The sequence below is a fragment of the Vandammella animalimorsus genome, from assembly GCF_002288875.1.
In the GTDB taxonomy this organism is placed as follows: Bacteria; Pseudomonadota; Gammaproteobacteria; order Burkholderiales; family Burkholderiaceae_C; genus Lampropedia; species Lampropedia animalimorsus.
Genome location: NZ_NTBH01000002.1, coordinates 143,465 through 161,797, shown reverse-complemented (window position 1 = coordinate 161,797; position 18,333 = coordinate 143,465). Strand labels below are relative to the sequence as shown.

At 67.6% G+C, this 18,333-nt stretch carries 15 protein-coding genes; all 15 read right to left on the bottom strand.

What is annotated here, in order from left to right:
• Window positions 1-82: 82 nt before the first annotated feature.
• A complete protein-coding gene (gene ftsZ / locus CLI93_RS04785) occupies window positions 83-1,327 on the bottom strand; it encodes a cell division protein FtsZ (protein ID WP_095539604.1) in 1,245 nt (414 codons plus the stop codon).
• Between the two features lie 195 nt (window positions 1,328-1,522).
• Window positions 1,523-2,752: a cell division protein FtsA gene (ftsA, locus tag CLI93_RS04775; RefSeq protein ID WP_095542518.1), complete on the bottom strand. Its 1,230-nt coding sequence runs from the start codon at window positions 2,750-2,752 to the stop codon at window positions 1,523-1,525.
• A gap of 65 nt (window positions 2,753-2,817) precedes the next feature.
• Window positions 2,818-3,621, bottom strand: a complete 804-nt coding sequence (locus CLI93_RS04770) for a cell division protein FtsQ/DivIB (protein ID WP_095542491.1) — start codon at window positions 3,619-3,621, stop codon at window positions 2,818-2,820.
• Complete coding sequence (locus CLI93_RS04765; protein ID WP_095542492.1) at window positions 3,618-4,616, bottom strand: D-alanine--D-alanine ligase; 999 nt, start codon at window positions 4,614-4,616, stop codon at window positions 3,618-3,620. Before CLI93_RS04765 ends, CLI93_RS04770 begins: the two co-directional genes overlap by 4 nt.
• Entirely contained in the window at window positions 4,613-6,055 is a 1,443-nt protein-coding gene (gene murC, locus CLI93_RS04760) for a UDP-N-acetylmuramate--L-alanine ligase (protein WP_095542493.1), read from the bottom strand. Before murC ends, CLI93_RS04765 begins: the two co-directional genes overlap by 4 nt.
• On the bottom strand, window positions 6,052-7,122 hold the full coding sequence (gene murG, locus CLI93_RS04755; RefSeq protein ID WP_095542494.1) for an undecaprenyldiphospho-muramoylpentapeptide beta-N-acetylglucosaminyltransferase: 1,071 nt from the start codon (window positions 7,120-7,122) through the stop codon (window positions 6,052-6,054). The genes murC and murG overlap by 4 nt, the downstream gene beginning before the upstream one ends.
• On the bottom strand, window positions 7,119-8,420 hold the full coding sequence (ftsW, locus tag CLI93_RS04750; RefSeq protein WP_095542519.1) for a putative lipid II flippase FtsW: 1,302 nt from the start codon (window positions 8,418-8,420) through the stop codon (window positions 7,119-7,121). The genes murG and ftsW overlap by 4 nt, the downstream gene beginning before the upstream one ends.
• 2 nt (window positions 8,421-8,422) lie before the next feature.
• The gene (locus tag CLI93_RS04745; RefSeq protein WP_172424278.1) at window positions 8,423-10,207 is read right to left on the bottom strand and encodes a Mur ligase family protein; all 1,785 of its coding nucleotides are present in this window, start codon (window positions 10,205-10,207) and stop codon (window positions 8,423-8,425) included.
• A gap of 15 nt (window positions 10,208-10,222) precedes the next feature.
• Window positions 10,223-11,404 carry a phospho-N-acetylmuramoyl-pentapeptide-transferase gene (gene mraY / locus CLI93_RS04740; protein ID WP_095542496.1) on the bottom strand — a complete coding sequence of 394 codons (1,182 nt, stop codon included), beginning with the start codon at window positions 11,402-11,404 and terminating at the stop codon, window positions 10,223-10,225.
• On the bottom strand, window positions 11,401-12,813 hold the full coding sequence (locus CLI93_RS04735) for a UDP-N-acetylmuramoyl-tripeptide--D-alanyl-D-alanine ligase (RefSeq protein ID WP_095542520.1): 1,413 nt from the start codon (window positions 12,811-12,813) through the stop codon (window positions 11,401-11,403). The genes mraY and CLI93_RS04735 overlap by 4 nt, the downstream gene beginning before the upstream one ends.
• Window positions 12,813-14,501, bottom strand: coding sequence for a Mur ligase family protein (locus tag CLI93_RS04730; protein ID WP_095542497.1), 1,689 nt, complete (start codon window positions 14,499-14,501; stop codon window positions 12,813-12,815). The genes CLI93_RS04735 and CLI93_RS04730 overlap by 1 nt, the downstream gene beginning before the upstream one ends.
• On the bottom strand, window positions 14,498-16,288 hold the full coding sequence (locus CLI93_RS04725; RefSeq protein WP_095542498.1) for a peptidoglycan D,D-transpeptidase FtsI family protein: 1,791 nt from the start codon (window positions 16,286-16,288) through the stop codon (window positions 14,498-14,500). Before CLI93_RS04725 ends, CLI93_RS04730 begins: the two co-directional genes overlap by 4 nt.
• A complete protein-coding gene (ftsL, locus tag CLI93_RS04720; protein WP_338066617.1) occupies window positions 16,285-16,653 on the bottom strand; it encodes a cell division protein FtsL in 369 nt (122 codons plus the stop codon). The genes CLI93_RS04725 and ftsL overlap by 4 nt, the downstream gene beginning before the upstream one ends.
• Window positions 16,650-17,657: a 16S rRNA (cytosine(1402)-N(4))-methyltransferase RsmH gene (rsmH, locus tag CLI93_RS04715; protein WP_420823103.1), complete on the bottom strand. Its 1,008-nt coding sequence runs from the start codon at window positions 17,655-17,657 to the stop codon at window positions 16,650-16,652. The genes ftsL and rsmH overlap by 4 nt, the downstream gene beginning before the upstream one ends.
• Window positions 17,654-18,088: a division/cell wall cluster transcriptional repressor MraZ gene (gene mraZ / locus CLI93_RS04710; RefSeq protein WP_095539615.1), complete on the bottom strand. Its 435-nt coding sequence runs from the start codon at window positions 18,086-18,088 to the stop codon at window positions 17,654-17,656. The genes rsmH and mraZ overlap by 4 nt, the downstream gene beginning before the upstream one ends.
• Between the last annotated feature and the right edge of the window lie 245 nt (window positions 18,089-18,333).

Here is an 18,333-nt window from a genome sequence, read left to right as displayed (position 1 = left end):
CGGTATTGGCCGCTGTGGGCCTGCCAGGGCCGTCCCCGGCTGCTGCCGGGGACGGCCCTCCTTCACAAACCAAGCACGGGTTTTAGTCGGCCTGTTTGCGCAGGAAGGCGGGGATTTCCACGTCGTCCATGCCGCTGGAGGACATGGCGTCCACGCGCGCGGCGGCGGCGCTGGCATCGCTGCCGCGCGAGGTGCGCCAGGCCGTGGGCACGGCCAGGTTGTTGAGCTGGCTGCTGCGCATGGGCACGGCCGCGCCGCCGGCCAGGCCGCCGCCGCGCACCATGCCTTGCATGCCTTGCAGGGGCAGGTTGTCCGTGCCGGTGCGCAGCGTGCTTTGCACCATGGTCAGGTTCTGACGGCGCTGCTGGTGGTTGACCAGGCCGGTGGCCACGACGGTCACGCGCAGCTCGTCACCCAGGCTGTCGTCGTAGGCTGCGCCGTAGATGACGTGGGCATCGTCGCTGGCATAGGCGTTGACGGTGCTCATGGCCAGCTTGGACTCGGACAGCTTGAGGCTGCCGCGCGCGGCCGTGACCAGCACCAGAATGCCCTTGGCGCCCGAGAGGTCGATGCCTTCGAGCAGCGGGCAGGCAATGGCCTGCTCGGCGGCGATGCGCGCACGGTCAGGGCCGGAGGCGCTGGCCGTACCCATCATGGCCTTGCCCGGCTCGCTCATCACGGTCTTGACGTCGGCAAAGTCCACGTTGACGTGGCCGTGTTCGTTGATGATTTCGGCGATGCCGCCCACGGCGTTGCGCAGCACGTCGTTGGCGAAGCCAAAGGCCTCATCCTGCGTGATGTCGTCGCCATAGACGGTCAGCAGCTTTTCATTGAGCACCACGATCAGCGAGTCCACATTGCGCTCGAGCTCGTCCAGGCCGGCATCGGCATTTTTCATGCGGCGCGGGCCTTCCCAGTCGAAGGGCTTGGTGACCACGCCGACGGTGAGAATGCCCATCTCCTTGGCCACGCGCGCGATCACTGGCGCTGCCCCCGTGCCCGTGCCGCCACCCATGCCGGCGGTGATGAAGAGCATGTTGGCCCCCTCGATGGCGCGGCGGATTTCCGACTCCGCCAGCACCGCAGCCTCCCGCCCCTGCTCAGGCTTGCTGCCTGCGCCCAGGCCGTTGGTGCCCAGCTGGATGATGCGCGCGGCCGAGCTGCGCGAGAGCGCCTGTGCATCGGTGTTGGCGCAGATGAATTCCACCCCCTGCACGTTGTTCTCGATCATGTGCTGCACGGCGTTGCCGCCGCCGCCGCCCACGCCCAGTACCTTGATGCGTGTGCCTTGGGTGAACGATTCGTTGTCGATCATTTCGATGCTCATAGTGTTTCTCCTTGCGGGTTGGGGGATGGGGTGAAATCAAAACCAAAACAAAAATGAATGGGGCCGTGGCGATGCCTGAAAGCGGCATCGCCGCGCCAGCGGCTGCAATCTGTAGGCAGCCGCCAGCGCCGGCGGCCGCGCTTGCGCAGGAACCAGCGCAACAGCTTGCGGGGGATGGGAATGGGTGGCGCCATGTCAGAAATTCCCCGCGATGAAGTCACGAATGCGCGCCAGCAGGTTCTTGACCGGCCCGCTTTTGGTGGCGGCCTTGTAGCCGCGCGTGCGCTCGATGCGCGCGTCTTCGAGCAAGCCCATGACGGTGGCCGCGCGCGGCTGGGCAATCATGTCGGCCAGTGGGCCGTCGTAGTTGGGCACGCCCCGGCGCACGGGCTTGAGGAAGATGTCCTCGCCGAGCTCGACCATGCCGGGCATGACCGAGGAGCCGCCGGTGAGCACCACGCCCGAGGACAGCAGCTCCTCGTAGCCGGACTCGCGGATCACCTGCTGCACGATCGAGAAGATCTCCTCCACGCGCGGCTCAATCACGCCGGCCAGCGCCTGCTTGTTGATCAGGCGCGGGCCGCGATCGCCCAGGCCAGGCACTTCGACCTGCGAATCCGGATCGGCCAGCATGGCCTTGGCGCAGCCGTTCTCGACCTTGATGTCCTCGGCGTCCTTGGTGGGGGTGCGCAGCGCCATGGCAATGTCGCTGGTGATCAAATCGCCTGCGATCGGAATGACGGCGGTGTGGCGGATCGACCCGCCCGAGAAGATCGACACATCCGTGGTGCCCGCGCCGATGTCCACCAGCACCACGCCCAGCTCGCGCTCGTCGTCGGTGAGCACCGACAGGCTGGAGGCCAGCGGATTGAGCGCCAACTGGTCGACTTCCAACCCGCAACGGCGCACGCACTTGATGATGTTTTCGGCCGCGCTTTGCGCACCGGTGACGATGTGCACCTTGGCCTCCAGGCGCAGGCCGCTCATGCCAATGGGTTCCTTGACCTCCTGGCCGTCGATGACGAACTCCTGCGAGGCCACCAGCAGCAAACGCTGGTCGGAGGGGATATGCACCGCCTTGGCGGTTTCCAGCACGCGGCTGATGTCGGCCTGCGAGACTTCCTTGTCCTTGATGGCCACCATGCCGCTGGAATTGAAGCCGCGCACGTGGCTGCCGGTGATGCCGGTATAGACGCGCTGGATCTTGCAGTCGGCCATCATCTCGGCCTCGCGCAGCGCCTGCTCGATGCTTTGCACCGTGGCCTCGATGTTGACCACCACGCCGCGCTTGAGCCCATTGCTGGGCGCAGCGCCAAACCCGGCCAGGCGCAGCTGGCCGCCCTCCTGTACCTCGGCCACCACCGCCATGACCTTGGCTGTGCCGATGTCAAGCCCCACGATGACGTCTCTGTATTCCTTAGCCATTTTCATCAGGCCTTTGCGGCCAGTGTCCATTTCGTGTCGGTTGATCCATTGCCCATGCCCCGGCCTCACTTGCCCTGCCCACGCGCCTCGGGCTGCGTGGCCACGCCACGCAGGCGGATGGCATAACCGTTGCTGTGCCGTAAATCGGCATACTCCAGTGCACCGGGCTTGACGCCCAAAGGCCCCAGGGCCTGCGGCAAGGTGTCGATGAAATCCAGCAGCCGAGCGCCAACCTGGGCCTGCTCGCCAGCGCCCAGCTCCAGCTGCGCGCCGTTATCCAGAAACAGCTGCCAGTTGCCACGTGGCGTCAAGTACAACGCCACAGCCTGTGCGGCTTGCGCGGTTGGCTGGTGCTGCTGCAACAGCTGCGCCAGATAGCGGTACATGGCCAGCACCTGCTGTGACTGCCCATCCGGGCCAGCCAGACGCGGCAGGTTCTCGTGCTCGACCTCACCACGGTTGGCCTCAAACACTTCGCCAAAGCTGTTGAGCATGGCCTGGGTGTCCGAGCCGTCCCACATGGCCACGGGCTGATGCTCTTCCAGCACCACCTCCAGCGTGTTCGGAAAGCCACGCCGCAGCTCAGCGTGTCGCACCCAGGGCATTTGCTCAAATGCCTGCCTGGCCAGTGCCAGGTTCAGCGTGAACAGATTGCCCTGCAACTGCGGCAGCACATTGGCGCGCAAACTCACGGCGCTGCTGTGTTGCGGGTTTCCATGCACCACCACTTGCGCAATGGCAAAAGCCGGATTGCGCAGCAGCCAGGCCACCAGCGCAGCACAGGCCAGCGCAAACACGCCCAAAAACACCAGCGAAGCCGTGGCGTTCATCAGGCGTACATCCACTGGTGGCGGCTGGATTACGCTCATACCGCAGCGGCCCTTTCGTCCATGTGTTGCCGAGGTGCTGCGCCATCGCAGCGTGCCGCCAACAGGATTTGCAGACACAAGTCCTCATAACTGATGCCTGCAGCGCGCGCGGCCATCGGCACCAGCGAGTGGCCAGTCATGCCTGGCGAGGTGTTGATCTCCAGCAAAAAGGGCTTGCCATCGCTTTCGCGGATCATCACGTCCACACGCGACCAGCCGCGGCAGCCCAGCGACTGGTAAGCCTGCAGGCTCATGCGCTGGATCTGCTCTTCCAGCTGCGCAGGCAGGCCACTGGGGCAGTAGTACTGCGTGGACTCGCCGAAATACTTGTTCTCGTAGTCGTAATTGCCGCCGGGCGCGACGATGCGGATCACCGGCAAGGCGCGCGCCTTTTGCCCGGGCAGCTGCAGCACCGCACAGGTGGTTTCCTCGCCATCGATGAATTGCTCGCACAGCACCTGCGCGTCGTAGCGCGCGGCCAGCGCATAAGCCTGCTCACACTGATCGCTGCTGACGACCTTGGTCAGGCCGATGGTCGAGCCCTCGCGCGCGGGCTTGACGATCATGGGCGCGCCCAACTCTTCAAGCGCCTGGGCCACGGCCTGGGGCGAATCGGCCAGGCGCCAGCCTGGGGTGGCCAGCCCATCGGCTTGCCACAGGCGCTTGGTCAGCACCTTGTCCATCGCCATGGCCGAAGCTGTCACGCCCGGGCCGGTATAAGGGATACCCAGCAGCTCCAGCAGGCCTTGGATGGTGCCGTCCTCTCCGCCACGGCCGTGCAGCGCAATGAAGCAGCGCGCAAAGCCTTCCTGGCGCAAGTCCCACAGCGGGCGCTTGCCAGTGTCGAAGGCGTGCGCGTCCACGCCATGCGTGCGCAGGGCCTTGAGCACGCCCTGGCCTGACATCAGCGAGACCTCGCGCTCGGCCGAGGTGCCGCCCATCAGCACCGCCACCTTGCCCAGCTCGGCCACGCTCAGCTCCAAATCCTTGTTCATTGTTTCGACTCCACTTCAATGCCTTGCGCCGCCCTGGCACGCAAGCGCTGGGCCCAATCGTCGGCGGCCGCGCCAATGTTGCCCGCGCCCATGAACACCACCACATCGCCATCGGCCAGCGTGGCCTCGATGGCCTCGCCCAGCGCCGCCACCGATTCGACGAACACCGGCTCGACCTTGCCAGCCACGCGGATGGCGCGCGCCAGCGAGCGCCCATCGGCAGCAACAATGGGAGGCTCGCCTGCGGCGTACACCTCGGTCAGGAACACGCCATCGGCAGCGCTCAGGGCTTGCACGAAATCCTCAAAGCAATCGCGCGTGCGCGAATAGCGGTGCGGCTGAAAGGCCACCAGCAGGCGCCGCCCCGGGAATGCGCCGCGCGCTGCGGCAATGGTGGCGGCCACTTCCACCGGGTGGTGGCCGTAGTCCTGCACCAGCTCGAACTCGCCGCCGCGCCCGGTGGGCAACGCGCCGTACTGCTGAAAGCGCCGGCCCACGCCCTGGAACTGCGCCAGCGCCCGCTGCATGGCCGCATCGTCCGCACCCAGCTGCGTGGCAATGGCGATGGCCGCCAGCGCATTGCGCACGTTGTGCTCGCCCGGCAGATTCAGGCAAACAGGCAAATCCGGCATGGCGCGGGCCGTGCCGTGGCCGCGCTGTACGGTGAAGTGCATGCGCGTGCCCTCGGCGCGCAGATCAACGCCACGAACCTGCGCCCCCTCGCCCAGGCCATAGGTGGTCACGGCGCAGTTGACCTGGGGCAGGATGGCGCGCACGCCTTCGTTGTCGCTGCACAGCACGGCCGTGCCATAGAAGGGCATGCGGTGCAAAAAGTCCACGAAAGCCTGGTGCAGGCGGCCCAGGTCGTGGCCGTAGGTTTCCATGTGGTCCGCGTCGATGTTGGTGATGACGGCCATCACCGGCGTCAGGCACAGGAAGGAGGCATCGGACTCATCGGCCTCGACCACGATGTAATCGCCCTGCCCCAGGCAGGCATTGGCGCCAGCGCTGTGCAGACGACCGCCAATGACGAAGGTCGGGTCCAACCCAGCCTCAATCAGAATGCTGGTGACCAGGCTGGTGGTGGTGGTCTTGCCATGCGTGCCGGCCACGGCAATGCCCTGGCGCTGGCGCATCAGCTCAGCGAGCATCATGGCGCGCGGCACCACTGGGATGCCGCGTTGACGCGCGGCCACGACTTCGGGGTTATCGGCCTTGACGGCGGTGGAGGTGACCACGGCATCGGCCTGCGCCACCTGTGCGGCATCGTGGCCGATGAAGGTGTGAATCCCCAGCGACTGCAGGCGCCGCACGGTGGCGCTGTCCTGCAGATCCGAGCCGCTGACGATATAGCCCTGGTTGTGCAACACCTCGGCGATCGGGCTCATGCCCGCGCCGCCGATGCCCACGAAGTGAATCTGGCGCACGGCGTGCTTCATTCGACCAACTCCTCGCATGCCTGCACGATCTGCTCGACCGCATCCATTTTTGCCAGCGCCTGGGCCTTGGCGGCGCGCGCGCGCAACTCATCGCGCGTCAGGCGCTGGATGAACTCGGCCAGGGCCTGGGGCGTGAGCGCGTTTTGCTGTACCAGCCAGGCCGCGTCCTCGGCCACCAGGTAGTTGGCATTGACCGTCTGGTGGTCGTCCACCGCGTGCGGATAGGGCACGAAGCAGGCTGCCGCGCCCACAGCGGCGATCTCGGTGACGGTGCTGGCGCCAGCGCGGCACAGCACCAGATCGGCCTCGGCATAGGCGCGCGCGGTGTTCTTGATGAAGGCCGTCAATTCGGCCTCGACGCCCGCCTGGGCGTAATTGGCCTTGAGCGCTTCGAGCTGCTTGGCGCCGCTTTGGTGCATGACCTGCGGGCGCTGCTGCGCGGGGATCAGCGCCAGCGCGCGCGGCACGATGTCGTTGAGCGCCTGCGCACCCAGGCTGCCGCCGATCACCAGCAGGCGCAGCGGCCCTTCGCGGTGGGCAAAGCGCTTGCGCGGCGAGGCCTGCTGGGCGAACTCAGCGCGCAAGGGGTTGCCCACCCACTGCGCGCCGCGCAGCGCCTTGGGGAAGGCCGTGAACGTCAGGCGCGCCACGTGCGCCAGCAGGCGGTTGGCCAGGCCTGGCACGGCATTTTGCTCATGCAGCACCAGCGGGATGCGGCGGCTGACTGCGGCCAGCCCGCCGGGCACGCTGATGTAGCCGCCAAAACCCAGCACCAGCTGCGGCTGCAGCTGCGCCATCAGGCGCCGCGCCTGCAGCCAGGCCGAGCCCAGCCGCCAGGGCAGCAGCAGCAAGGGCTTGACGCCCTTGCCGCGCACACCGGCAAAAGCCACGGTGTGCAGCTCCAACCCATAGCCGGGCACCAGCTGGTGCTCCATGCCGCCGGTGCCGCCCAGCCAGGCCACCTGCCAGCCGCTGGCCTGCAGCGCCTGGGCCACGGCGATGCCTGGGAAGATGTGCCCACCCGTGCCGCCGGCCATGATCAGTACCCTTTTGCCCGATGCACTCATGTTGCCCTCTCCCCCCGGCCTTCTGCGTCGAGTCTTCTGCCCTGCATCAAAAGCCTGTTTTCATAATCCACCCGCAGCACCACGGCCATGGCCACCAGGTTCAGCAGCACGGCCGAGCCGCCAAAGCTCATCAGCGGCAGCGTCAGCCCCTTGGTGGGCAGCGCGCCCAGGTTCACGCCAATGTTGATGACCGACTGAAAACCGATCCACAGCCCGATGCCTTGCGCGACCAGGCCGGCAAAGATGCGGTCCAGCGCCACGGCCTGGCGGCCGATGACCATGATGCGGCGCGTGAGCCAGAAGAACACGGCAATCAGCACCGCCACGCCCAGCAGGCCGAACTCCTCGCCGATCACAGCCAGGATGAAGTCGGTGTGCGCCTCGGGCAGCCAGTGCAGCTTTTCCACGCTGCCGCCCAGGCCCACGCCCCAGCCCTCGCCACGGCCAAAGGCGATCAGCGAGTGTGTGAGCTGGTAACCGCGCCCGAGCCGGTGCTCCTCGGCCCAGGGGTCGAGGTAGGCAAAAATGCGGTCGCGCCGCCAGGGCGAAGTCCAGATGATGAACATGAAGGCCAGGCCCAGCACCAGCAGCATCAGCAAGAAGCCGCGCAGATTCACCCCGCCCAGGAACAAAATGCCCACGGCAATCACCGCCACGACCACGAAGGCGCCCATGTCCGGCTCGGCCAGCAGCAAAAAGCCAATCAGCCCCACGGCCGCGCCAATGGGCGCGACGGCGCGAAAGAAGTCCTCGCGCACGTCCATGCGCCGCACCATGTAGTCGGCCGCGTAGATCACCACGGCCAGCTTGGCCAGCTCCGAGGGCTGAAAGCGCATCACGCCCAGCGGCAGCCAGCGCCGCGCGCCGTTGACGGAAATGCCCAGCCCCGGCACCAGCACCAGCGCCAGCAGCGCCAGCGTGCCCAGCAGCAGCCAGATGGCGCTGGCGCGCCAGGTTTCCATCGAGATCTGAAACACCGCGATGGCGGCCACCAGCGCCACGACCATGGAGACGGCGTGACGGATCAGGAAAAACTCGTTGCTGATGCCGCCAAAGCGCGGGTTGTCGGCCAGCGCGATCGAGGCCGAATACACCATCACCAGGCTCCAGGCCAGAATGCCCGCCAGCACGCCCAGCAAGGTCTGATCGACGCTCTGGATGGTCACCGGCCTGGGCGAAGTGGTGTAGCGGTACTCCAGCCCGGCCGAGCGCACCGGCAGCTCCAGCGCGCCATCGGGCTCGCGCCCGCGCAGACCCAGGCGGCCCAGCCAGCCGCTTTTCTTGTTCGGTGTGGCCATGCTCATGTCCAGGCCTCCAGACTTTGCCCAGCGTCCAACGCCAGCGCCTGCACGCTGTCGGCGAACACCTGGGCGCGGTGTGCGTAGTCGCGGAACATGTCCATGCTGGCGCAGGCCGGCGAGAGCAGCACGGCATCGCCCGGCTGCGCCAGCGCCGCCGCCTGGGCCACGGCTTCGGGCAGGCCATCGGCGTGCACCAGCGGCACGCCGCAGCCCTGCAGCGCCTGGGCAATGGCCGGCGCATCCTGGCCGATGAGCAGCACCGCACGCGCCGCCTGGCGCACCGGCTCGCGCAGCGGCGAGAAATCCTGCCCCTTGCCCAGGCCGCCCAGAATCACCACCAGCCGGCGGCTGGCGCGGGCATCGGGCACCAGGCCGCACAGCGCCGCAGCGGTAGCGCCCACGTTGGTGCCCTTGCTGTCGTCGATGTACTCCACGCCCTGCACCAGGCCCAGCGACTGCACGCGGTGCGGCTCGCCACGGTATTCGCGCAGGCCGTGCAGCATGGGGGCCAGGGCCGCGCCCGTAGTGCTGGCCAGCGCCAGCGCCGCCAGGGCGTTGGCCACGTTGTGCTGACCGCGGATGCGCATCGCATCGGCCGGCATGAGCCGCTGCACGAACCACTCGCCCGCCTGGGCCTTGCGGCCCTGGCCGCTGCGGCCGGCCGGCGGCGCCTCGCCCACGGTGGTTGCCAGCCAAGGCATGCCGTGCTCCACAACCACGCCCCAGTCGCCCCATTGCTGCGGCGCCTGCAGGCCGAAGTGCAGCACCTGGCGCTGTGCCGCAGCCCGCCCGCCCCTGGGCGATTTGGCGGCGGGCGCGGGCGTCAGCTCGGGCAACAAGGCCATCAAAGTGGCGTCGTCACGGTTCATGACGACCACGCCCTGCTGGCCATACACCTTGGCCTTGGCCTGCACATAGGCCTGTTGGCTGCCGTGCCAGTCCAGATGGTCCTGGCTGATGTTCAGAATCACGCCGGCCGTGGGCTCGAAGCCGCTGCTGTAGTCCAGCTGGAAGCTCGACAGCTCCAGCACCCAGGTCTGTGGCAGCGCGCGCGCCAGGGCATCGGGTCCGGCCTGCGCGGCTGCGACGAGCGGCTGTGCCTCGCCGTCAGCGTCGGTGTCGGTATCGGTGTCGGCTTCAGCCTCGGGGCCGGCGTCCAAGTCGGCGCCGGTCTCCTGCTCGGCGGAGGGCGCGGCAAGCGCGGGTTGCGCCTGGCCCTGCGGCTCTTCTTCTTGCTGCGCTGCGGCCTCGGCCTGGGCCAGACATTGCGCCAAGGTGTCGAGCAGCGAGGGGCCGATGTTGCCGGCCACGGCCACATGCTGGCCGGCGCGTTCGAGCAGCTGGGCCGTCAACGACGTCACCGTGGTCTTGCCATTGGTGCCAGTGATGGCCAGTACCCTGGGCTGGTAGTGGTGCTGCTGGCGCAAGTGGCGCAGCGCCTGGGTGAACAGATCCAACTCGCCACCGAAGAACACGCCGCTGCGCGCTGCCGCCTCACGCACTGCGGCCACTTCGGTTGGGGCCAGGCCGGGCGAACAATACACAGCCGAAACTTCGACGTGGCCCACGCTGCTGCACAGCAACTGGGCCTGCAGCGGCTGGCCGAAGCGGCACTCCACGCCTGGCAGCTGTTGCAGCGCCTGCTGCCCAGGCGGGGCGGCGCGCGTATCGGCCACGCGCACGCGCTGGCCCTGGCTGGCGCACCAGCGCGCCATGGCCAGGCCAGAAATGCCCAGCCCCAGGATCAGCACCAGGGGCGAGGCATTGGTTGTCGTTGTCGGCATGTGCGCAGGCATGGCTTACCTCAGCTTCAGCGTGGCCAGGCCCGCCAGGCACAGAAACATGGTGATGATCCAGAAGCGCACCACGACCTGGGTTTCCTTCCAACCCTTTTTCTCGAAGTGGTGGTGCAGTGGCGCCATCAGCAGCAGGCGGCGGCCCTGGCCGTAGCGTCGGCGCGTGTACTTGAACCAGCCCACCTGGGCGATGACCGAAAGCGCCTCGGCCACGAACACGCCGCCCATGATGGCCAGCACGAACTCCTGACGAACGATCACGGCAATGGTGCCCAGCGCGCCGCCCAGCGCCAGCGCGCCCACGTCGCCCATGAAGACCTGGGCCGGGTGGGCGTTGAACCACAGAAAGGCCAGGCCCGCGCCGGACATGGCGGCGCAAAACACCAGCAGCTCGCCCGTGCCCGGAATGTGCGGGAACAGCAGATAGCGCGAGAACACGGCATTGCCGGTGACGTAGGCGAACACGCCCAGCGCCGAGCCGACCATCACCACCGGCATGATGGCCAGGCCGTCCAGGCCGTCGGTGAAGTTCACCGCATTGCTGGCGCCAACGATGACCAGAAAACTCAGGATGACAAAGCCCAGCACGCCCAGGGGATAGGCCACGCCCTTGAAGAACGGCACGGTCAGCTGGGTGTTGAGCTCAAAGCTGGGCGAGAAGCCCGAGGCCACCCAATCCACAAACAGCGCCAGCACGCGCATGTTGTTGACTTCAGAAATGCTGAAGGCCAGGTACAGTGCCGCCACCAGGCCGATGATGGTCTGCAGCAGAAACTTCTGGCGCGAACGCATGCCCTCTGGATCCTTGTAGACCACTTTGCGCCAATCATCGACCCAGCCGATGGCGCCAAAGCCCAGCGTGACCCAGAGCACGACCCAGACGAAGCGGTTGCTCAGATCGGCCCACAGCAGGGTGGACACGGCTATGGCGATCAGGATCAGCACGCCGCCCATGGTGGGCGTGCCGCTTTTGACCAGATGGGTTTGCACCCCGTATTCGCGTACCGGCTGGCCGATCTTGAGCGAGACCAGGTAGCGGATCACGCGCGGGCCGGCCACCCAGCCGATGACCAGCGCCGTCATGGCGCCCATCATGGCGCGGAAGGTCAGGTACTGCACCACGCGCAGAAAGCTCAGCCCCTCCGGGCTCAGGTTCAGCAGCCATTGCGAGAGCCACAGCATCATAGGCTGACCCTCCCGCTGGCTGCGCCGTCAAGCGCCAGCACAGCCTGCACCACCTGCTCCATGGCCATGCAGCGCGAGCCCTTGACCAGCATGCTGGCGGGCAGGTGCGCCTGCTGCGCCGTCGTGTGCAGCAGCGCCTCGCGCGACTCGAAATGCCGCGCCTGCGCGCCGAAGGCGCTGGTCGCGTGTGCGGCCAGCGCGCCCAGCGTCCACAGCCCGTCGATGCCACGGGCGCGGGCGTATTCACCCACCTCGGCATGAAACTGCGGCCCCTGTGCACCAACTTCTGCCATATCGCCCAGCACCAACAGGCGCGGCGCGGGCAGCGCCGCCAGCGTGTCGATGGCCGCGCGCACCGAATCCGGGTTGGCGTTGTAGCTGTCGTCGATCAGCCACTGCTGCGTGCCATCGTCGTGGCAGAAACGGTGCAGCACGCCCCTGCCCTGCACTGGGCGGAAATCCTGTAAACCCTGGGCGATGGCCGCCAACGGCACGCCAGCAGCCCAGGCCGCAGCGGCGGCGGCCATGGCGTTGCGCACGTTGTGCCGCCCCAGCACACCAAGCTGCAGCTCCAGCGCCTGGCCTTCGATGTCCAGCTCCATGGCCCAGCCGGCCTCGCCCCACTGGGCGCGGCGCAACTGCACGGCGCTGCCGGGCGCGCCGAAATCCACGATGCGCCGGCCCTGCGCCAGCTCGCGCCACAGCTGAGCAAAAGCATCATCGGCGGGGAACACGGCCACGCCATCGGCCGGCAACGCCGCCAGCACGGCGCCGTTTTCCTGCGCCACGGCCTCGACGCTGTGCATGAATTCCTGGTGCTCGCGCTGCGCGTTGTTGACCAGCGCCACCGTGGGCTGGGCCACGACCGCCAGCGCGGCGATCTCGCCCGGATGATTCATGCCCAGCTCGAATACCGCCATGCGGTGCGCCGCGCGCAGCCGCAGCACCATCAGCGGCAGGCCAATGTCGTTGTTCAGATTGCCCTGGGTGGCCAGCGCAGCCTGGCCATGCGCGGCGCGCAAGATGCTGGCGAGCATTTGCGTCACCGTGGTCTTGCCATTGCTGCCGGTGACGGCGATGACGGGCAGCGCCAGCTGGCTGCGCCACTGCCCAGCCAGCGCCAGCAGGGCCTGGCGCGTATCGGCAACTTCCAGGCAGGGCAGCTGCTCTGCAGCGCGGCCGCGCTGCACCAGCGCCGCGGCCGCGCCGCTGGCCTGCACCTGAGCCAGGAAGTCGTGGCCATCGAAGCGCTCGCCGACCAGCGCGACGAACAAATCGCCCGCGCGCAGGCTGCGGCTGTCGGTGTGCACACGCTCGATCGCCACCTGCTCCTGGCCGGGCGCGGCGCGCAGCTCGGGCGCCAGCCCTTGCTGGCCGAGCCACTCAGCGGCCTGTTGCAACTGCATCATCATGCGGCCACCCCAGATGGGGCCTGGCCCCGTTTGTCGTTCTCGTCATTGCCTTCTTCTTGCTTGTTCTTGGCGCTGCCCCAGCTGGCCAAGGCTTGCTGGGCTTCATCCAGATCGGAGAAGGGGTGACGCACCCCTTTGATCTCCTGATAGGCCTCGTGGCCCTTGCCGGCCAGCAGCAGGACGTCGTGCGCGGCCGCGGCGGCCACGGCGGCGGCAATGGCCGCGCGGCGCTCAGGCAACACCTTGGCCGCGGCGCGCTGCGCTGGCGTCAGCCCGGTTTCGATCTGCGCGATGATGGCCAGCGGATCTTCGCTGCGCGGGTTGTCGCTGGTGATCCACAGCGCATCGGCGGTCTGCGCAGCGGCCATGGCCATCAGCGGGCGCTTGCCGGCATCGCGGTCGCCGCCGCAGCCAAACAGCACGCTCAGCCGGCCGCCACGCTGCGCCGCCACCGGGCGCAGCGCCTGCAGCACGGCGCGCAGCGCGTCGCTGGTGTGGGCATAGTCCACCACCACCAGCGGCTTGCCCGGCTGCGCCAGCATCTGCATGCGGCCGGGCACAGCCGGCACCTGGCGGCACAGCTGCGCGGCCTGCTCCAGCTCCAGCCCCATGGCGCGCAGCATGCCAAGCAAGGCCATCAGGTTCTGCACGCTGTAAAGCCCAGTAACACGCGCGCGCACTTGCGCCTGGCGCAGCGGCGCACTGACTTCGCCCTGGGCTGCGCTCTGGGCGGCAGGGGCGTATTCGAGCACCTCGAAGCGCACGCTGTCGCCATCGAACTGCACACCCTGGGCGCACAGGCGCGCCGTGGCCGCCGGCAGACCATCGGCCTGCACGGCGTAATCCCAAAGGGCCAGTCCAGGCCGCGCCAGCAGCGCCTGGCGCAGGCTTTGACCGTAGGCATCCTGGGCATTGAGCACCGCAGCTTGCAGGCCGGGCCAGTCGAACAGCAGGCGCTTGGCTGCGCCGTAGGCCTGCATGCTGCCGTGGTAGTCCAGGTGGTCCTGGGTGAAATTGGTGAAGGCGGCCACGCGGATGCGCGTGCCGGCCAGGCGCGCCTGCTCCAGCCCGATCGACGAGGCCTCGATGGCACAGGCGCTGGCGCCCTGGCGCTGCATGTCGTGCAGCGCCGCTTGCAGCAGCAACGGCCCGGGCGAAGTCAGGCCGGTGTCGCGCAAAGCCTGCGGCGGCATGCCCACGCCCAGCGTGCCGACGTAGCCGCAGGGGCGCCCGGCCAAACCGAGCACATGGGCCAGCCACCAGGCCAGCGTGGTTTTGCCGTTGGTGCCGGTGACGGCCACCACATCCAGCGCCTGGCTGGGCTGACCGTGCCAAAGCGCAGCGATCTCGCCGCTGGCCTGGCGCAGTTGCGGGTACAGCGCCAGCGCAGGCAATGCCTGGGCCTGGGCTTGCCCGGCCGCGCGTGCGGCCAACCAGGCCTGTGCGGCCTGGGCATCGACCAGCAGCGCAGCAGCGCCAGCGGCGCTGGCGGCCTCAATGTGCGCGGCCAGTTGCGCAGGGCGCGCCAGTGGGCGACCTTGGGCAGACTGGCTGGGCAGCGCGAAGAAAGCATCGCCGGGCTGCACGGCCCGGCTGTCGTCGCGCAGGCTGGCGCCGGGCGCCAGGTGCTGTTGCAGCCAGGCCAGCGCTTGGCTGGGCTGTTGCAGGATGGGCGGCTGGCTCATTGCAGCACCTCCTCGTCCACGCCGGTGGCAATGATCTGCGGCTTGACGTCCATGTCCGGCTGGACGCCCAGCAGGCGCAGGCTTTGCTGCACCACCTGGCTGAACACGGGCGCAGCCACAGCGCCGCCGTAATACTGGCCGGCGCTGGGCTCGTCGATCATCACCGCAACGATGATGCGCGGGTTCTCCATCGGCGCCATGCCGACGAACCAGGAGCGGTATTTGTTGGCCGCATAGTGGCGCCCGATTTGCTTGCGCGCCGTGCCGGACTTGCCACCTACGGAGTAGCCCACGGTCTGCGCGCGCTGGCCCGAGCCGCCCGGCGCAGCCGCCAGCATCAGCATGTGGCGCACGGCCCGCGCCGTCTTGGAGGAAAACACCTGCACGCCCACGGGCGGCTGGCTGCGCTTGAGCAGCGTGGCTGGCAGCAGCACGCCATCGTTGGCGAACACGGTGTAGGAGCGCGCCATCTGCAGCAGGCTGGCCGATAGGCCGTAGCCGTAGGACATGGTGGCCTTCTCCACCGGGCGCCAGGTCTTCCAGGGCCGCAGGTTGCCGCTGGCCACGCCAGGAAAGCCAATCTGCGGGCGCTCGCCAAAGCCAGTGGCGGCGAACACGTCCCACATGTAGCGCGACTCCATCATTTGCGCCAGTTTGGTGGTGCCCACGTTGCTGGACTTCTGGATGATGCCCTCCACGGTCAGCGTGCCGAAATTGCGCACGTCCGAGAGCTTGGCGCCAGTGACGGTGATAAAGCCGGGACTGGTGTTGATGGGCGTCTTGGGGCCGACCAGGCCAGCTTCGAGCGCCATGGCCACGGTGATGGGCTTCATCACCGAGCCGGGCTCGAACACATCGGTCAGAGCGCGGTTGCGCAGCTGCTCGCCCGTGAGGTTGCGGCGCGCCGAAGGGTCGAAGCTGGGGTAGTTGGCCAGCGCCAGAATTTCGCCGCTGCGGGCATCGAGCACCACCACGCTGCCTGCCTTGGCCTTGTGCGCAGCCACCTGCTCGGCCAGTTTCTGGCTGGCGAAGAACTGCACCTTGCTGTCGATGGACAGCTGCACGTCCTGGCCGTCCACCGGCGCAACCGTGTCGCCCACGCTCTCGACGATCTGCCCCAGGCGGTTGCGGATCACGCGGCGCGAGCCGGCCTTGCCGCCCAGCGTCTGGTTGTAGGCCAGCTCCACGCCTTCCTGACCCTGGTCCTCGACGTTGGTGAAGCCGACGATGTGCGCCGCAGCCTCGCCCTCAGGGTATTGGCGCTTGTACTCCTTGCGCAGATGGATGCCATTGATTTTCAGCGCCATGATCTCCTGCCCCAGCTCCCAATCGAGCTGGCGGCGCAGCCAGACGAAGGTTTTGTCCTCATCGGACAGGCGCGCCTGTAAGTCCTTGAGCGGCATGTTCAGCAGCCTGGCCAACTGTGCCAGCTGCTTTTGCACATCGGCCCCGCCCCCCTGACGCACATCTTCCGGGATGGCCCAGATGCTGGCCGCAGGCACGCTGGAGGCCAGAATCAGGCCATTGCGATCGACGATCTTGCCGCGATTGGCCGGCAAATCGAGTGTGCGCGCATAGCGCACCTCGCCTTGGCGCAAGAAGAAATCGTTGCCGAATACCTGCACATGCGCGGCGCGCGCCACCAGGCCCATGAAGGCCAGCGCCAGGGTAACAACCACTACGCGGCTGCGCCAGACCGGCGCCTTGCTGGCCAGCAAGGGGCTGGTGGCGTAAGCCACAGGGCGGCTGGCGCGCACGCGCTTGTTGCTGTTGCCGCTCGGCTTCATTGCCCCCCCCCTTGCTGCGCCGGGGCCGCTGGCGCGCTCTCCTGCGCCTGCGGCAGCAAAGCCTGGCGCTGTTGCTCGGCCAGGCGCGCGCTGCGCCCGGCCGGCTCGCGCACGTAGCGCGTCGTGGCCGGCATGGCAGGCGTCATCTTCAGCTCAGTGCGCGCAAACTGTTCCACGCGCGCGGCCGCAGCCTGGGCGCGCACGGCCACTTGCAGCGTTTCGGATTCAGTCTCCAGCTGGCGGGCCTGCACCACTTCGCGGTCCAGCTCGGAATACAGGCGGCGCGACTCGTACTGAACGCGCACCAGCGCCAGCGCAGAGCCCACCACGAGCAGCAGCAACACGAGATTCAGGCGCACGATCATGGCGCCTCCGTTCTTTCAGCCACGCGCATGATGGCGCTGCGCGCGCGCGGGTTGGCCTCCACCTCGGCCTGCGTGGGCTTGATGCGCGCCACGGCGCGCAGCAGCATCGGGCGCTCCTGGGCCAGTGGCATGCGCCGGTCGTAGTGCTGGCGCGAGTGCTGCTCAATGAAGCGCTTGACGATGCGATCCTCCAGCGAATGGAAGCTGATCACCACCAGCCGCCCACCGCTCTTGAGCACCCGCAGGCTGGCCGTCAGCGCTTGCTGCAGCTCTTCAAGCTCTGCATTGATGAAAATCCGTAAAGCCTGAAAGGTGCGCGTCGCGGGGTTCTGACCCGGCTCACGGCTTTTGACCGCACCAGCCACGAGTGCGGCGAGTTCTGCGGTGCCTGTGATAGGCCCCCGCTCCTGTCGGCGAGCAACAATCGCCTTTGCAACGCTGCCAGCATACCGCTCTTGCCCGTATTCACGAATCACCTCTGCAATCTCGCCTTGCTCGGCGTGTTCCAACCATTGCGCCACGGTCTGCCCACGGCTGCTGTCCATGCGCATGTCCAGCGGGCCGTCCATGCGGAAGCTAAAGCCCCGGCGCGCGTCGTCAATCTGCGGGGAGCTAACCCCCAGATCCATCAAAATGCCATCCACACTGGCGGGCTCCAACCCGGCCAGCTGGGCAAAGCCCTCGTGGCGAATCTGCAGGCGGCCATCGCCCAGCGACTGGGCGTGGGCGATGGCCTCGGGATCTTTGTCGAACACCACCAGGCGGTCCTCGGCCGCCATGCGCGCCAGGATGGCGCGGCTGTGCCCGCCACGCCCGAAAGTGCCATCGACCCAGCAGCGCGGCCCGGGCGCAGCCGGCCCACCCAGCAAGGCCTGCACCGCTTCGTGCAGCAGCACCGTGGTGTGGCCCAGCGCCGCTGCGGCCTGCTGCGCGGCGGCGCAGGCCGCGGGCGCGCCGGGGTCCGCTGGCGGGGGCATGGCAGTTGAAGGCAAGGTCTTGCTCACAGCGTGATGTCCTTGATCGCATCGGGCATGGCCTGCTGCTGCAGAGTCTCGGCCTCTTTGGCCTCGTAGCTGGCCTTGTCCCACAGCTCGAACACATTGCCCAGGCCCAGCAGCACGGCCTCCTTGCTCAGGCCGACGGCCTGGCGCAGCTCGGGCGGCACCAGCAGACGACCGGCGCCGTCCATCTCCACGTCCATGGCATTGCCCACCAGGATGCGCTTCCACCAGCGCACCGACTCGGGCAGGGCCAGCACTTTTTCGCGGTACCTCTCCCACTCCGGGCGCGGGAAGATCATCAGGCAGCCATCGGGGTGACGGGTGATGGTCAGCCGCCCCTCGAACTGGTTCGCGATGGCGTCACGATGCCGGGTCGGCACAGAAAGCCGACCCTTGGCATCAATGGTCACCGACGAAATCCCCTGGAAAAGCATGATTGCTAGCCGCGCCGGGTATGCGCACCCTCACCCCAAAATGAACTGACGCAACCCACTCTAGCCCACTTTATGACTGGATTACGTCACTTAATTACACTTTAACAGGATTTTCTGGCGACGCCGTCTGGCAAACAATTACTTTCAATGGAATCAATAAGTTAGCCGCCAACCCCTGACGAGGATGGCGGCCTAAATCTTTTGGAAAATTAACGAGTTAGAAGGGTATTAGAAAATCCTTATGA

What these genes read in the sequence shown, in the direction of transcription:
- CLI93_RS04745 (WP_172424278.1), bottom strand. Translation starts at nt 10,207, where the DNA reads ATGCCGACAACGACAACCAATGCCTCGCCCCTGGTGCTGATCCTGGGG.
- murC (WP_095542493.1), bottom strand. Translation starts at nt 6,055, where the DNA reads ATGAAGCACGCCGTGCGCCAGATTCACTTCGTGGGCATCGGCGGCGCG.
- murG (WP_095542494.1), bottom strand. Translation starts at nt 7,122, where the DNA reads ATGAGTGCATCGGGCAAAAGGGTACTGATCATGGCCGGCGGCACGGGT.
- ftsW (WP_095542519.1), bottom strand. Translation starts at nt 8,420, where the DNA reads ATGGCCACACCGAACAAGAAAAGCGGCTGGCTGGGCCGCCTGGGTCTG.
- CLI93_RS04725 (WP_095542498.1), bottom strand. Translation starts at nt 16,288, where the DNA reads ATGAAGCCGAGCGGCAACAGCAACAAGCGCGTGCGCGCCAGCCGCCCT.
- CLI93_RS04730 (WP_095542497.1), bottom strand. Translation starts at nt 14,501, where the DNA reads ATGAGCCAGCCGCCCATCCTGCAACAGCCCAGCCAAGCGCTGGCCTGG.
- mraZ (WP_095539615.1), bottom strand. Translation starts at nt 18,088, where the DNA reads ATGCTTTTCCAGGGGATTTCGTCGGTGACCATTGATGCCAAGGGTCGG.
- ftsZ (WP_095539604.1), bottom strand. Translation starts at nt 1,327, where the DNA reads ATGAGCATCGAAATGATCGACAACGAATCGTTCACCCAAGGCACACGC.
- CLI93_RS04770 (WP_095542491.1), bottom strand. Translation starts at nt 3,621, where the DNA reads ATGAGCGTAATCCAGCCGCCACCAGTGGATGTACGCCTGATGAACGCC.
- ftsL (WP_338066617.1), bottom strand. Translation starts at nt 16,653, where the DNA reads ATGATCGTGCGCCTGAATCTCGTGTTGCTGCTGCTCGTGGTGGGCTCT.
- ftsA (WP_095542518.1), bottom strand. Translation starts at nt 2,752, where the DNA reads ATGGCTAAGGAATACAGAGACGTCATCGTGGGGCTTGACATCGGCACA.
- mraY (WP_095542496.1), bottom strand. Translation starts at nt 11,404, where the DNA reads ATGATGCTGTGGCTCTCGCAATGGCTGCTGAACCTGAGCCCGGAGGGG.
- CLI93_RS04765 (WP_095542492.1), bottom strand. Translation starts at nt 4,616, where the DNA reads ATGAACAAGGATTTGGAGCTGAGCGTGGCCGAGCTGGGCAAGGTGGCG.
- CLI93_RS04735 (WP_095542520.1), bottom strand. Translation starts at nt 12,813, where the DNA reads ATGATGCAGTTGCAACAGGCCGCTGAGTGGCTCGGCCAGCAAGGGCTG.